General features: G+C 69.7%; 11 protein-coding genes. 5 read left to right on the forward strand and 6 right to left on the reverse strand.

What is annotated here, in order from left to right:
- From IF78_RS0142005 to IF78_RS0142015, 3 genes are all read left to right on the forward strand, one after another.
- A partial coding sequence (locus tag IF78_RS0142005; RefSeq protein WP_037642782.1) for a non-ribosomal peptide synthetase occupies positions 1-3,052 on the forward strand: 3,052 nt, incomplete at its 5' end.
- A 56-nt stretch (positions 3,053-3,108) separates the two neighbouring features.
- A complete protein-coding gene (locus IF78_RS0142010) occupies positions 3,109-4,425 on the forward strand; it encodes a cation:proton antiporter (RefSeq protein WP_063762253.1) in 1,317 nt (438 codons plus the stop codon).
- Positions 4,422-5,168 carry an aspartyl/asparaginyl beta-hydroxylase domain-containing protein gene (locus tag IF78_RS0142015; RefSeq protein WP_031487980.1) on the forward strand — a complete coding sequence of 249 codons (747 nt, stop codon included), beginning with the start codon at positions 4,422-4,424 and terminating at the stop codon, positions 5,166-5,168. The genes IF78_RS0142010 and IF78_RS0142015 overlap by 4 nt, the downstream gene beginning before the upstream one ends.
- A 231-nt stretch (positions 5,169-5,399) precedes the next feature.
- On the opposite strand, the gene IF78_RS0142020 is transcribed toward IF78_RS0142015, so the two are convergent.
- Positions 5,400-6,728: a class I SAM-dependent RNA methyltransferase gene (locus IF78_RS0142020; protein WP_031487981.1), complete on the reverse strand. Its 1,329-nt coding sequence runs from the start codon at positions 6,726-6,728 to the stop codon at positions 5,400-5,402.
- Between the two features lie 121 nt (positions 6,729-6,849).
- Complete coding sequence (locus IF78_RS0142025; protein ID WP_031487982.1) at positions 6,850-8,898, reverse strand: APC family permease; 2,049 nt, start codon at positions 8,896-8,898, stop codon at positions 6,850-6,852.
- A gap of 504 nt (positions 8,899-9,402) precedes the next feature.
- Between IF78_RS0142025 and IF78_RS0142035 the strand changes: the two genes are divergently transcribed.
- Both IF78_RS0142035 and IF78_RS0142040 read left to right on the forward strand, forming a co-directional pair.
- Complete coding sequence (locus IF78_RS0142035) at positions 9,403-10,074, forward strand: potassium channel family protein (protein WP_031487983.1); 672 nt, start codon at positions 9,403-9,405, stop codon at positions 10,072-10,074.
- Complete coding sequence (locus IF78_RS0142040) at positions 10,074-10,751, forward strand: potassium channel family protein (protein WP_031487984.1); 678 nt, start codon at positions 10,074-10,076, stop codon at positions 10,749-10,751. Before IF78_RS0142035 ends, IF78_RS0142040 begins: the two co-directional genes overlap by 1 nt.
- A 100-nt stretch (positions 10,752-10,851) precedes the next feature.
- Here the strand turns inward: IF78_RS0142040 and IF78_RS0142045 are convergent, their stop codons facing one another.
- The 4 genes from IF78_RS0142045 to IF78_RS0142060 form a co-directional block, all read right to left on the reverse strand.
- Positions 10,852-11,577 (reverse strand): DUF3159 domain-containing protein, encoded by a 726-nt coding sequence (locus tag IF78_RS0142045; protein WP_031487985.1) that lies wholly within the window; start codon positions 11,575-11,577, stop codon positions 10,852-10,854.
- A gap of 3 nt (positions 11,578-11,580) precedes the next feature.
- Positions 11,581-11,979, reverse strand: coding sequence for an OB-fold nucleic acid binding domain-containing protein (locus tag IF78_RS0142050; protein ID WP_037642785.1), 399 nt, complete (start codon positions 11,977-11,979; stop codon positions 11,581-11,583).
- Positions 11,980-12,143: 164 nt separating this feature from the next.
- The gene (locus IF78_RS0142055; RefSeq protein WP_031487987.1) at positions 12,144-12,827 is read right to left on the reverse strand and encodes a response regulator; all 684 of its coding nucleotides are present in this window, start codon (positions 12,825-12,827) and stop codon (positions 12,144-12,146) included.
- On the reverse strand, positions 12,824-14,897 hold a 2,074-nt coding region (locus IF78_RS0142060; RefSeq protein ID WP_037642790.1), incomplete at its 5' end, for a DUF4118 domain-containing protein. The genes IF78_RS0142055 and IF78_RS0142060, both read right to left, overlap by 4 nt.

Raw genomic sequence — 14,897 nt, forward strand, 5'->3', positions numbered from 1 at the left:
CCTGCGCAACGACACCTCCGGCGACCCCACGTTCCGCGAACTCCTGGCCCGCACCCGCGAAACCGACCTGGCCGCCTACTCCCACCAGGACATCCCGTTCGAACGACTGGTGGAAGCGATCAACCCCCAGCGCTCACTGGCCCGCCACCCCTTGTTCCAGGTCATCTTCGGCGTGGACGCCACCAGCGGCAGTGCGCTGAGCCTGCCCGGCCTGACGGTCGCTCAGGAGCCGGTCCCGTTCGAGTACAGCAGGTTCGACCTGGGCTTCAACTTCACCGAGCGGTACGGGATCGCCGGCCGTCCGGATGGAATCGGCGGCCTGCTGCACTACAGCACGGACCTGTTCGACCACGAGAGCGTCGAGGCCCTCGTGACCCAGCTGGTGCGAGTGATGGAAGCGGTGGTCGCGGATCCGGACCGGCCGGTCGGCCGGATCGGGATCCTCTCCGCGACGGAGCGGCGGCAGGTTCTGGAGGAGTGGAACGACACCGGGGCTGAGCTGACCGACGCGACGGTTCCCGCGCTCTTCCAGTCGGAGGTCGCCCTGACGCCCGGGCGCCCGGCCGTCCTGGCCGCCGACGCCGACCTTAGCTACGCCGAGCTGAACGAGCGGGCCAACCGCCTGGCCCACCACCTGATCGCGCACGGGGTCGGCCCTGAGCAGTTCGTCGCTCTCGCTCTGCCGCGTACCGCGCAGACCATGGTGGCGCTGCTCGCCGTCCTCAAGGCCGGAGCTGCCTATCTGCCGGTCGACCCCGCGTACCCGGCGGACCGGATCGCCTACCTGCTGCAGGATGCCGAGCCGGCGCTCGTCCTCACTGTCGAGGAGACCGAGCAGGTGATCCCGGACGGCTCCCGGACTCCGCGCCTGGTCCTGGACGCTCCCGAGGTCGTCGCCGCGCTGGAGAGCCGGCCCGCCACCGACCCGACCGACCGTGATCGCGGCAGCGTCCTGCAGCCGCTGCACCCGGCGTACATCATCTACACCTCGGGCTCGACCGGCCGTCCCAAGGGCGTTGTCGTCACCCATGCCAACGTGACCAACCTGGTCGCCTGGGCCCGTGCCGAGTTCGGCGAACAGCGGTTGGCCAACGTCCTGTTCACCACGTCGCTCAACTTCGACGTCTCCGTGTTCGAGATATTCGGCCCGCTGCTGACCGGCGGTTGCATCGAAGTGCTCCGTGACCTGCTGGCGCTGGGCGACCGGGACGCCGACGACCGTTCGGAGGTCCTGGTGAGCGGGGTTCCGTCCGCGCTCGCCCGGATCGTGTCCCAGGGCGACGTACGCACCACGGCGGAGACCGTGGTGTTCTGCGGCGAGGCCCTCACGGCACAGGCCGCCGCCGAGGTCAAGGCGGAACTCCAGGCCGAGCGCGTGTACAACGTCTACGGCCCGACCGAGGCAACGGTGTACGCCACGGTGTGGTCCACGGACGCCCCCATCACGGAGGCACCGTCGATCGGCCGCCCGCTGCACAACACGCGGACCTACGTCCTGGACGGCGGTCTCCAGCCGGTTCCGGCGGGCGTGGCCGGGGAGCTCTACCTGGCGGGCGAGGGCCTGGCCCGCGGGTACTTCGGGCGTCCGGACCTGACCGCGGAGCGGTTTGTGGCCGACCCGTTCGGCCCGGGCGGCAGCCGGATGTACCGCACCGGTGACCTGGCCCGCTGGTCCGACGAGGGACTGCTGGAGTACCTGGGCCGGGTCGACGACCAGGTGAAGATCCGCGGCTTCCGCATCGAACTCGGGGAGATCGAAGCCGTGTTGGGACACTTCCCCGGACTGTCCCAGGTCGCGGTGGTGGCCCGCGAGGACCGGCCCGGCGACAAGCGCCTGGTGGCCTACGCGGTCGCCGCGGCCGGCGGCGACACCGTGGACACCGAGGCCCTGCGCAGCCATGCAGCCGGTCTGCTGCCGGAGTACATGGTGCCCTCCGCCTTCGTGGTGCTGGCGGCGCTGCCGCTGACCGCCAACGGCAAGCTGAACCGCCGGGCCCTGCCTGCGCCCTCGTACGAGACGGACATGGCCGGGCGCGGTCCGCGGACCCCGCGGGAGGAGATCCTGTGCGGTCTGTTCGCGGAGGTCCTGGGCCTGCCGGCGGTCGGAATCGACGACAGCTTCTTCGAGTTGGGCGGCCACTCCCTGCTGGCAGTCCAACTGATCGGCCGCATCCGGGACGTCCTCGGCGACACGCTCGCCATTCGAGCTCTCTTTGCCGCGCCCACGCCCGCCGCTCTTGCCGAACAGCTGGGCCGGTCCTCGGTCGGGGAGGCGTTCGAGGTTCTCCTGCCCATCAAGGACCACGGCGGCAACTCGGCGATCTTCTGCGTCCACCCCGTGAGCGGAATCGGCTGGTGCTATTCGCCGCTGGCCGGTATCGCCTCCCCGGAACACTCTGTCTATGCCCTCCAGGCGCGAGGCATGGACGGCAGGGACGCACTCCCGGGTTCGATCCAGGAGATGGCGGCCGACTACGTCCAGCAGATTCGTGCTGTGCAGGAATCGGGTCCGTACCACCTGATGGGCTGGTCCTTCGGCGGTGTCGTCGCCCATGAGATGGCCGTCCAGCTGAGGGCCCAGGGCGAGCAGGTGGAGACCCTCGCGCTGCTGGACTCCTACCCCGTGGACACGGCCGAGGATCCGCTCCCGGTCACGGACGAGGACGTGGTGGGGGGACTTGCCGAATTCTTCGGAGTCCAGGCCGAGGACGGCGAGGAGCCACTCACCATGACCGGGATCGTGGCGGCACTGCGCCGGGACCGGAGCGTGTTCACCGAGCTTGCCGAGCGGCATCTCGCAGACATCGCCGCGATTTACGAGAACAATCACCGCATCGTGACGGAGCACATCCCCGGTGAATTCGACGGCAACGTCCAATTCTACGAGGCGGAGCACGGCAAGCCCGCTGACCTGCACGCGGCGACTGCCTGGAGCGCATACGTGTCGGGCCGGCTCGACGTCGCGAGCATTGCCTGCAGTCATGCGGAAATGGCTCGGCGGGACTCGCTGGCCGAAATATGGCGGGACATTGCTCGGACGGATGCGCGATAGGTCCCTTCCAGAACTCACAGAACTGGTGCTTCGCCGTGGCCATTGATCTGCCCGCCGTGTCTCCGACATCCCATCTCTTCCTGATGCTCTCCCTGATCATGGTCTGCTGCCATGTCGTCGGCCGCCTCTGCCGGCGGCTGGGGCAGCCGCCGGTCATCGGCGAGATCCTGACCGGCATCGCGCTGGGCCCGTCCCTGCTCGGAGCCGTCTGGCCGGCGGGGCAGCAGTGGCTCTTTCCGACGGGCCTGCTGTCCGTGGTCAACGCACTGGCTCAGGTCGGCCTCGTCCTCTTCATGTTCCTGATCGGGTACGAGTTGAACCTGCGGGAGGTCGGTGGCCGCAGCAGGGTCGCGGTGCTGGTCAGCAACGTGAGCGTGGCCGTGCCCATCTTCGGCGGGATCCTCCTCGCACTCGTGATGTACGGGCGGTTCGCCGAACCCGACATCGGGTTCCCGGCGTTCGCGCTCTTCATCGCCCTGTCCATGAGCGTCACGGCGTTCCCGGTGCTCGCGCGGATCCTGACGGACCGGAAGATCGACCGAACCCCGGTGGGGGCACTCGCCCTCACCTGCGCGGCCGTCGACGACATCACCGCCTGGTGCCTGCTCGCCCTGGCGACCGCGCTGGGACGGAACACCTCGCTCGCCGCGGTGGTCATCACCGTCACCCTCACCGCTGTGTTCATCTCCGTGATGATGTACGGAGTGCGCCCCGTGCTGGTCCGGCTGGCCGAGCGTCACGCGGATCGGCTGGGCGGGGGTACGGCACTCCTGCTCGTGATCCTCGCCGGGATCCTGCTGGCGTCGTTCGCCACTGACTGGATCGGCATCCACCCGCTGTTCGGAGCGTTCCTGTTCGGCGCCATCGTTCCGCGCGGTGCGGCGCAGACGGCAGCCGTGGAACAGGTGCGAGGCGTCACCGTGGTGCTTCTGCTGCCGCTGTTCTTCGTCTACTCCGGACTGCAGACCAACTTCCGACTGCTCGGCGCGGAGCCAGGCCTGTGGGGCTGGTGCGCCCTCATCGTCGCCGTCGCGACCGTCACCAAGTGGGCCGGGAGCACCGGTGCGGCCCGACTGGCCGGGCTCGGCTGGCGGGAGTCGCTCTCGCTCGGCGCACTCATGAACTGCCGGGGGCTGACCGAGCTCGTGGTCCTCGGCGTCGGACTGCAGACGAAGATCATCACGCCCACGGTGTTCGCGATGCTCGTGGTGATGACGCTGGTCACCACGGTGCTGACCGCGCCCGCACTCACCCTGATCGACCGCCTGGCGGCCCGGCGGCGAGCAACTCCGTCCAGCAGCGCGAAGTCGTGGCCCACCGACCGCCGCTGCTCCACCCACCTCACCACCCCGCCCACAAGGAGCGAGACATGACTCCCGAAATCGATGAGATCTTCCAGGTCGTGAAGGACCGGCACGGAGCCGGCTCCATCACCCGCGTCGAGGAGATGGTGTACGCCAAGCGGCAGGAGCGGCATCCGCTGCAGAAGGACGCCAAGTGGGTCATGCCGGGGATCTCCCAGAAGCCGTGGCACGATCCCTACGAGCACCCGGAGATCGAGCCCGTCGTCCGCGCCTTCGAAGCCGGCCACGGCGCCATCAAGCAGGAGCTCGCGGCCGCCTGGTCCGACCGCAAGAGCGCCTTCTCCGACTACGAGCACTACCTGACCCGCCAGGAGAACTGGCAGGCGCTGTACCTCTTCCGCGACGGCGGGCCGGTGGAGTCCTCGGCCGCTCTGGTGCCCACCGCGTACACCATCCTCACCCGCGAGGCCGTCGAGCAGGGCAAGCTCTGTCCCCTCCTGGAGAGCCACTTCTCGACGCTGCTGCCCGGTGCCTCGATCGCCCCGCACTGCGACCTGTGGAACTTCAGCATCAACCTGCACCTGGCGATCGACATCCCCGAGGGATGCGGCATCACGGTGGCTGGCGAGACCCGGCAGTGGCAGGAGGGCGAGTGCCTGCTCTTCGACTACTCCTTCGAGCACGAGGCGTGGAACAAGGGCGACAGGCCGCGCGCCTGTCTCCTCGTCGACCTGTGGCACCCGGAGACGACCGCCCCGGAGCGTGAGGCCCTGGTCGGTCTCATCACCGAGATCCGCAAGCTGATGGGCTGAACCCCGAGCGCACCCTGGGCTCGCAGCTCTCCGTGACGAGAGCTGCGAGCCCAGGGTTCCGGGGACCGACTTCGTTCTTGCCGGCTCAGGCATGGTGGGAGGTGGCCACCAGAGCACCTCAGCAGCGACGCAAGCGACCCTGACATCCCGTCAGAACGAGCGTCATTTCAGCGTCGAGATATCGCCCGTAGCGCCCACACCATACCCCATGCACACGCACAAAACCGCAGGTCAGGAGCCCTTCGCGGTCGGTTCCAGGATGGCAACGCACTCCACATGATGAGTCATCGGAAACAAATCAAACGCCCGCAGCATCCGCACCCGATACCCCCCATCCCGGAAGTACCCCAAATCCCGAGCCAACGCCGCCGGATCGCAAGCCACATACGCGATCCTCCGCGCCCCCAGCGATGCCAGATGCGCCACCGTGTTCCGCCCCGCCCCAGCCCGCGGCGGGTCCAGGACGATCAAGTCCACCTCGGTGATCCCCGTACGCGGCAGAACCGATTCGACCCTGCCCTGCTCGATCCGCACCCGCTCGAAGCCGGCCAGATTGTGCCGGGCGTCCTCCACCGCGCGCTTGCCAAACTCGATGCCGAGGACCGCGCCCTTGTCGCCGAGGCGGTCGGCGAGAGCGCCCGCGAAGAGGCCCACGCCGCAGTACAGGTCGAGGGCCATCTCGCCCTTGCGCGGCAGCAGGCCCTGCATGACCGCCGTCACCAGGGTGTCCGCGGCCTTCGGGTGGACCTGCCAGAAACCACCGCTGCCGACCCGGTAGGTGCGGCCGTCGGCGCGCTCGCGGACGAAGGGGCGGCCGTGGACACGGTGGGTGCCGCCGTCCTTCTCACCGACCCGCATCACCGACACCGGCTTGTCCAGCTCGACGATCGGCAGGCGCGCGCCCGGCCGGGGCGTCAGGATGACCTGCCGGTCCTGCGACCCCGTCGCCGCGATCGCCTCGACCGACGCCATGCCCGTCCAGTCCCGCTTCTCGATGCCCAGCTCGCTGACACCCTCCGCGGCGATCATGCAGTGGTCGACCGGCTCCACCTCGTGCGAGCGGTGCCGGCGCAGACCCGCGTGGCCGTCGGCGTCGACCGCGTACTGGACCCGAGTCCGCCACTGCGGCACCTGCCCGGCCGGCAGCTTGTCGCCCTCGGCCGGCATCACGGTGCCGTCCCAGCCGACGTCCTCCGGAGTCAGCCCCGCGAGCCGCTCGAGCTGCTCGGCGATGACCTCGCCCTTCATCCGGCGCTGCGCCCCGGGCTTGGCGTGCTGCCAGTCGCAGCCGCCGCAGCGGCCGGGCCCGGCGAAGGGGCAAGGGGCCTCGATGCGGTCCTTCGAGGCCGACAGGACCTCGACCGCGTCGGCGCGCAGGAAGCGGTCGCCCTCCTCGCCCTCGGTCACCCGGGCCACGACCCGCTCGCCGGGCAGCGTGTGCCGGACGAACAGCACTTGGCCGGCGTCGGTACGGGCGATGCAGTGCCCGCCGTGGGCGACGGGGCCGATCTCGACCTCGTACTCCTCCCCCACCAGCGACTTCTTCGGTTCTGCCTGCATGGTGGGGTGACTCCAGATCGAGAAACGGTACGACGAGAAGGGGTACGGCCTCAGCTGCGGTCTCCGAGGGCCTGACAACAGCCCACCAGTCTACGTGGTTCCGGCCGGGCCCCAGCCCGCGTCACCGCTGGGCCTCGGTCTCCTTCGCCCGCTCCTGCGCAGGCCCCCGGCGCACGGAACCCGGCGCGTTCCAGTCCTGCCGCTTGCGGGCCCGGACCTTCGCGGCCTCGGAGGACTGGAGCTGGTAGGGCACCGAGGTCACCATGATGCCCGGCGTGAAGAGGAGCCGGCCCTTCAGGCGCAGCGCGCTCTGGTTGTGCAGCAGGTGCTCGTACCAGTGGCCGACCACGTACTCGGGGATGATCACCGACACCGCGTCGCGCGGCGACTCCTTGCGCAGCCCCTTCACGTACTCGATGATCGGCCGCGTAATCTCGCGGTAGGGCGAGTCGAGCACCTTCAGCGGGACGTCGATCCCGCGCCGCTCCCATTCCTCGCGCAGTGCCTTGGTCTCCGCCGGGTCGACGTTGACGCTGAGCGCCTCCAGGGTGTCCGAGCGCAGCAGCTTGGCGTAGGCCAGGGCGCGCAGGGCGGGGCGGTGGATCTTGGAGATCAGGACGACGGAGTGCACGCGGGACGGCCGTACGCTGTCGTCGCTCGGCCCCTCGGGGGCGGCGAGTTCCTCGGAGACATGGTCGTAGTGGCGGCGGATGGCCGTCATCGTCACATAGAAGATCACCATGCCGAGCAGGGCGACCCAGGCGCCGTGCGTGAACTTGGTGACCAGGACGACGACCAGGACCAGTCCGGTGAAGAAGGCGCCGAAGGTGTTGATCGCGCGGGAGCGGATCATGTGGCGGCGCCTGGCCTGGTCGGTCTCCGTCGCGAGGAGGCGGTTCCAGTGGCGGACCATGCCGGTCTGGCTGAGCGTGAAGGACACGAACACGCCCACGATGTACAGCTGGATCAGGCGCGTGGAGTCGGCGCCGTAGACCCACACCAGCAGCGCGGCCGCGCCCGCCAGGAGCACGATGCCGTTGGAGAAGGCGAGCCGGTCGCCGCGGGTGTGCAGCTGGCGCGGCAGATAGCGGTCCTGGGCGAGGATCGAGCCGAGCACCGGGAAGCCGTTGTAGGCGGTGTTGGCCGCGAGGAAGAGCACCAGCGCGGTGGCCGCCGCGAGCACGAGGAAGAAGAAGCTGCCCTTGCCGAACACGGCCTCGGCGACCTGGGTGATCACCGGGTTCTGGACGTAGTCGGCGCCGACCGCCACACCGTCCTTCACCAGGTCGACGGCCGGGTTCTCGGCCATGCGGACCTTGGTCACCATGGCGAGCCCGATGATTCCGCAGAACATGGTGACGGCCAGCAGGCCCATCATCGCGAGCGTGGTCGCGGCGTTCTTCGACTTGGGCTTGCGGAAGGCCGGGACGCCGTTGGAGATCGCCTCGACACCGGTGAGCGCGGCACAGCCCGAGGAGAAGGCCCGCAGCAGCAGGAAGACCAGCGCGAAGCCCGCGAGGCCCTCGTGCTCCGGCTTGATCTCGTACGACGCCGTGGGCGCCCGCATGGTGTCGTCCAGGACCAGCCCGCGGAACGCGCCCCACGCGATCATGATGAAGACGCCCGCGACGAAGACGTACGTCGGGATCGCGAAGAGGCTGCCGGACTCCCTGACGCCGCGCAGGTTCATCAGCGTCAGCAGCACGATCACGCCGACCGCGCACTCGACCTTGTGCTCGACGACGAACGGGATCGCGGAGCCGAGGTTCTCGATGCCGGAGGAGATGGAGACGGCGACGGTCAGGACGTAGTCGACGAGCAGGGCGCTCGCGACCGTCAGTCCCGCCTTGGGGCCGAGGTTGGTGGTGGCCACTTCGTAGTCGCCGCCACCGCTGGGGTAGGCGTGCACGTTCTGCCGGTAGGAGGCGACCACCGTGAACATCAGCACGACGACCGCGGCCGCGATCCAGGGGCTGAAGTGGTAGGCCGACACGCCCGCGATGGAGAGGACCAGCAGCACTTCTCCGGGCGCGTACGCCACGGACGACAGCGGGTCGGAAGCGAAGACGGGCAGGGCGATGCGCTTCGGCAGCAGCGTTTCCGCCAGCCGGTCACTGCGCAGCGCGCGCCCGATCAGAATCCGTTTGGGCACGTCGGTCAGTTTGGACACAACAGAGAATCGTAGGCCCCCGGCCTGGTCCGGAGCACATCCGGGTGAAATCGCGAGCGGCGCGGGGGTGAATTCCGTGCCACGCTCGCGCCGGGCGCCGGGCCGGAAGGCATCCGCATGCCTCCATGACCTGCGTCGGTACGCTCATCACATCCGGGAGGCCTCATGTCGCAGACGACCGCTCAGCTCGTCGGAGCCCTCGTCTCGCTCGCCGGCCTCGGCGTCCTCGCACTGGCGAGCCTGCGCAGCTTCAACCGCCGTTGAGCGGGCGAGCGGCAAGACCCGACTCCCCGGTCGGTGTGTCAGAGCCGAACGTTACGGTGGACTGAGGCACACGCGAGTCCACGATCCGTACCGCGAGGGATCATCCCCGGCATTCCCCGGCATGATGTTGCCCAGCGGTCCGCGACCGGCCCGCGCCTGTTGCCCGGCGAACCGAGAGAAGGTTATGAGCACCACGTTCACGCAAGTCAGACGCCTCACGAGGAGTGCGGGGTAAGCGCCGTGCACATCGTCATCATGGGTTGCGGAAGGGTGGGCTCCGCTCTGGCCCAGACCCTGGAGCAACAAGGGCACACGGTCGCAGTGATCGACCAGGACCCCACCGCGTTCCGACGGCTGGGCCCCGGTTTCGGCGGCCGCCGCGTCACCGGCGTCGGCTTCGACCAGGACACCCTGCGCGAGGCGGGCATCGAGGAGGCCGGCGCCTTCGCCGCCGTCTCCAGCGGCGACAACTCGAACATCATCTCCGCGCGCGTGGCCCGCGAGATGTTCGGCGTGGAGAACGTCGCGGCCCGTATCTACGACCCCCGCCGCGCCGAGGTCTATCAGCGCCTGGGCATCCCCACCGTGGCCACGGTCCGCTGGACGGCCGACCAGATGCTGCGCCGCCTCCTCCCGGCCGGCGCCGAGCCGCTGTGGCGCGACCCCACGGGCGGCGTCCAGCTGGCCGAAGTACACGCTTCGAACTCCTGGGTCGGCCACAAGATCAGCAGGCTCCAGGAGGAGACCGGCGTCCGCGTCGCGTTCCTCACCAGGCTCGGCGAGGCGATCCTGCCCTCGTCGCAGACGGTGCTGCAGGAGGGCGACCTGGTGCACGTGATGATGCGCACCGACGAGGTCGACAAGGTCGAGGCGGCGTTCGCCAAGGGTCCCGAAGAGGAGGGCGGTCACTGATGAGGGTCGCCATTGCCGGTGCCGGCGCGGTAGGCCGCTCGATCGCGGGCGAGCTACTCGAAAACGGCCATGAGGTCCTTCTCGTCGACAAGGCGCCGACCGCCATCTCGGTCGAGCGGGTCCCGCAGGCGGAGTGGCTGCTGGCCGACGCCTGCGAGATCACGTCGTTGGACGAGGCGGCGCTGCAGCGCTGCAACGTGGTGATCGCCGCGACGGGCGACGACAAGGTCAACCTGGTCGTCTCGCTCCTGGCGAAGACGGAGTACGGCGTCCCGCGCGTCGTGGCCCGAGTGAACAACCCGAAGAACGAGTGGCTGTTCAACGAGGCCTGGGGCGTGGACGTGGCGGTCTCCACCCCCCGCCTCATGTCCGCCCTGGTCGAGGAGGCGGTCTCGGTCGGCGACCTGGTCCGTCTGCTCCGCTTCAGCCACGGCGACGCCAACCTCGTCGAGCTGACCCTGCCGGAGGAGTCGGCCCTGGCCGGCACCCAGGTCGGCGACGTGGAGTGGCCGGAGGACACGTCCCTGGTGACGATCATCCGCGGCACCCGCGTCCTCACCCCGTCCCGCGAGGACTCCCTGGAGGCAGGCGACGAGCTGCTGTTCGTGGCCGCGCAGGCGCGGGAGGAGCAGCTGGAGGACCTGCTGTCGGTCCGGCGCGAGGACGCGGCGGGCTGAACCGGCTCCGGTTCGCGGGTTCTACGACGACGAAGGGCGCCCTGTGTTCGCAGGGCGCCCTTCGCGCGTTCTCCATGCCGGTCCGGCTGTCTCAGCCCGTCTACTCGGCCGGCCGAGCAGCAGCCTCCCGCTCCGCCTTCTCCGCCGCTTCCATCTCCGCGAACACGTCAATAGGCGCGGGCGCCTTCGCCAGGAACACCCAGGTCAGCCACACGGCCAGCAGGAACGGCGGAATCTTCAGCGCCACCAGCACCCACCCGAACTGCGTGGTGTCCGCCCACCAGTACAGCGGGAACAGAATCGCGCACTTGGCGAGCAGAATCAGGCCCCACGCGTAACTGGCCTTCGCATACGCCTTCTTGCGCCCGGGATTCCGCTTGCGCCAGGAGAGGTTCTCCTTGAACACCGGCCCGAGGATCAGCCCGATCAGCGGCACACCGCACAGGGTCGTGATGATGTACGCGAGTCCCAGACCCAGCGTGTAGAGCATGCCGGGCAGATAGAAGTCCTTCGCGTTGCCCGTCATCATCGCGAACACGACACCGAAGGCAACACCGAAGACACCGCTGAACGCGTGCTTGATGGTGTCCCGCATCACCAGACGCACGACCACGAGCACCAGGGACACCGCGAGCGCGGCGATCGCCGACAGGTGCAGGTCCTTGTTGATCGTGTAGATGGTGACGAAGAGCAGACCGGGCAGCACCGTCTCGATCATGCCGCGCATGCCGCCGAAGGCCTCGAACAGCGCGGCCTCGGTCACCGCCCGGGCCTCCTGCTCGGCGTCTGCGGTGGTGTCTTCGGTCGGCTTGTCGAGCGACGTCACCGGCTACTCCCGTCCGAGGGGTCTCAGTTCGTATTTCGGGTTGAACAGCACCCGGCGGCCACGGCTCATGGAGATCCGGCCCGATGCGATCAGCCGGCGCCCCGGCTCTATGCCGACTATGGAGCGCCTGCCGAGCCACACCACGTCCAGGGCGGCGGATCCGTCGAACAGCTCGGCCTCCAGGGCCGGGACTCCCGCACGCGGCCGCAGGGTGACCGTGCGCAAGGTACCAGTAACGGTCACTATCTGTCGGTCACGACAGTCACCGATCTTGATACAGCCGGCCGTCTCGGCGTCCTCACGCAGCTCCTCGGACTCCAGGTCCTCCTGCGACGAGGAGAGCCGGTCGAGCATGCGCCGGAACCGGCCCACCGACTTTTCGGAACGAGGAACAGCACTCATGTCTTGAAGCGTACCGGGGAGCACCGACACCTTCGTACCCCCGGTGCACACACTCGAACCGACCCCCTGTGACCGGCTCACTTCTCGAACCGGTACCCCATCCCCGGCTCCGTGATGCTGCATCTCCCGGGGGACAACCCCCGGACCCCCAGCCCCCTCACAGCTCACTTCTCAAAGCGGTACCCCATCCCCGGCTCCGTGATGAAGTGCTTCGGATGCGAAGGGTCCGCTTCCAGCTTCCTGCGCAGCTGGGCCATGTACACCCGCAGATAGTTCGTCTCCGTCCCGTACGACGGCCCCCACACCTCCTGCAACAGCTGCTTCTGGCTGACGAGGCGCCCGGTGTTGCGCACCAGCACGTCGAGCAGATGCCACTCGGTCGGGGTGAGCCGGACGTCCTTTCCGCCCCGGTTGACCTTCTTCGCGGCCAGGTCGACGGTGAACTCCTCGGTCTCCACCATCACGTCGTCCTCGCCGCCCCCGGTGGGCTCGGCCCGGCGGACCGCGGCCCGCAGCCGGGCCAGCAGCTCGTCCATGCCGAACGGTTTGGTGACGTAGTCGTCGGCGCCCGCGTCCAGCGCCTCGACCTTCTCGTCGGAGGAGTGCCGGGCGGACAGCACCAGGATCGGCACGCGGGTCCAGCCGCGCAGCCCCCGGATCACCTCGACGCCGTCCATGTCGGGCAGACCGAGGTCGAGCACGACCACGTCGGGGTGGCGGGTGGCGGCGAGTTCGAGGGCGGTGGCCCCGTCGTGCGCCGAGTCGACCTCGTACTTACGGGCCTTGAGGTTGATCACGAGGGCGCGCACGATCTGCGGCTCGTCGTCGATCACCAGAACCCGGGTCATGTGGTCTGCCTTTCGGGTCGTACGGAGTGAAGGGACTCGTCAGAGCGAGGAGGGCCGTCGGAGCGAGTAGGGCCGTCGGAGCCAGGAGGGCCCTCGGCCCGAGGAGGCCCGTCGGCGTGAGGAGGCCCCTTGGACTGGCTGGGCTCCCGGGCGCCAGGAGCCTCAGCCGCGTGTGCGAGCTCCCCGGCTTGGGACGACTCCCCTGAACCGGGAGGTCCCCCGCCACGCGAAGCCGCCCGGAGGGTGAGCACCATGGTGAGCCCCCCGCCGGGCGTGTCCTCGGCGTTGAGGGTGCCGCCATTGGCCTCGGCGAAGCCGCGCGCGACCGCGAGGCCGAGCCCCACTCCGGCGCCGCGCGGGGCATCGCCGTAGCGCTGGAAGGGCGCGAAGATACGTTCCTTGGCCTCATCCGGGACACCCGGTCCGCGGTCGACCACCCGGACCTCGACACGGTCGGCGATGGCGCTCGCGGAGACGAGGACGGGATGGCCGTCCGGGCTGTACTTGACGGCGTTCTCGACCAGGTTGGCCACCGACCGCTCCAGCAGCCCCGGGTCCACGGCGACCATGGGCAGCGTCTCCGGAACGTCCAGCTCCACGCTGTCCTCCGGCACCCCTCCCAGCGCCATCGGCACCACCTCGTCGAGGTCGATGTCGCGGATGAGGGGCGTGACCGTGCCGGTCTGCAGCCGGGACATGTCGAGGAGGTTCCCCACGAGATGGTCGAGCCGGTCGGCGCCCTCCTCGATGCCCTCCAGCAGCTCCGCCTCGTCCTCCTCGGACCACGCCACGTCGTCGGACCGCAGGGAGGACACGGACGCCTTGATGCCGGCGAGAGGGGTACGCAGATCATGGCTGACGGCGGCCAGCAGGGCCGTGCGGATCCGGTTGCCCTCGGCCAGTTCCTTGGCCTGGTCGGCCTCGTGGCGCAGGCGCTGCCGGTCCAGGACGACCGCGGCCTGGGCGGCGAAGGCGGCGAGCACCCGGCGGTCCTCGGCGGGCAGCACACGGCCGGTCAGCGCGAGGGCCATGTGGTCGCCGACCGGCACGTCGACGTCCGCGTCCTCCGGCCGCACGAGCTCACTCCCCAGGCCGACCCGGCCCGCGCAGGTCCATGGATCGACGTCGCCCGCCCGCTCGAGCAGGGCCGCCGACTCCATGCCGAAGGTCTCCCGGACCCGTTCCAGCAGCTCCTCCAAGCCGGTCTCGCCGCGCAGCACGTTGCCCGCCAGGAAGGAGAGGATCTCCGACTCGGCGCGCAGCCGGTTCGCCTGGTGGGTGCGCCGGGCGGCGAGGTCGACCACCGAGGCGACCGCCACGGCCACGAACACGAAGATCACGAGTGCGAGCAGGTTCTTCGGGTCGGCGATCGTGAGCCGGTGCACCGGTTCTGTGAAGAACCAGTTGATCAGGATCGAGCCGACCGCCGCCGAGGCCAGTGCCGGGTAGAGCCCGCCGAGCAGGGCCGCCGCCACGGTCAGGGTCAGGAACAGCAGCATGTCGTTCGCGAGACCGAGGTCGGCGTCGACGTGGGTCAGCAGCAGGGTCAGCAGTGCGGGGCCGCCGACGCCCACCAGCCAGCCCCACAGAATCCGGGACCGGCCGAGGCGTGCTCCACGGGCCACGGGCAGTGCGCGCCCCTTGGCGGCCTCCTCGTGCGTGACGATGTGCACGTCGAGGTCGGGGCCCGACTCCCGGGCCACCGTGACGCCCACGCCCGGTCCGAAGACGTACTGCCAGCTCCGGCGGCGTGAGGAGCCGAGCACTATCTGGGTGGCGTTGGCCCCGCGCGCGAAGTCCAGCAGCGCCGCCGGGATGTCGTCGCCGACGACGTGGTGGAAGGTTCCGCCCAGGTCCTCGACGAGGGTGCGCTGGACGGCCAGTTCCTTGGGCGAGGCGGAGGTGAGGCCGTCGCTGCGGGAGATGTAGACGGCCAGCACCTCGCCGCCGGCGCCCTTCTCCGCCAGCCGCGCGGCCCGGCGGATCAGCGTCCGCCCCTCCGGGCCGCCGGTCAGCCCGACCACGATCCGCTCGCGGGACCCCCAGATCTTCGACACCCGGTGATCGCTG

The organism is Streptomyces bicolor, from assembly GCF_000719285.1.
In the GTDB taxonomy this organism is placed as follows: domain Bacteria; phylum Actinomycetota; class Actinomycetes; order Streptomycetales; family Streptomycetaceae; genus Streptomyces; species Streptomyces bicolor.

Excerpts from the sequence above, each read along its gene's own strand:
- IF78_RS0142040 (WP_031487984.1), top strand. The coding sequence starts at position 10,074 with ATGAGGGTCGCCATTGCCGGTGCCGGCGCGGTAGGCCGCTCGATCGCG.
- IF78_RS0142055 (WP_031487987.1), bottom strand. The coding sequence starts at position 12,827 with ATGACCCGGGTTCTGGTGATCGACGACGAGCCGCAGATCGTGCGCGCC.
- IF78_RS0142020 (WP_031487981.1), bottom strand. The coding sequence starts at position 6,728 with ATGCAGGCAGAACCGAAGAAGTCGCTGGTGGGGGAGGAGTACGAGGTC.
- IF78_RS0142015 (WP_031487980.1), top strand. The coding sequence starts at position 4,422 with ATGACTCCCGAAATCGATGAGATCTTCCAGGTCGTGAAGGACCGGCAC.
- IF78_RS0142050 (WP_037642785.1), bottom strand. The coding sequence starts at position 11,979 with ATGAGTGCTGTTCCTCGTTCCGAAAAGTCGGTGGGCCGGTTCCGGCGC.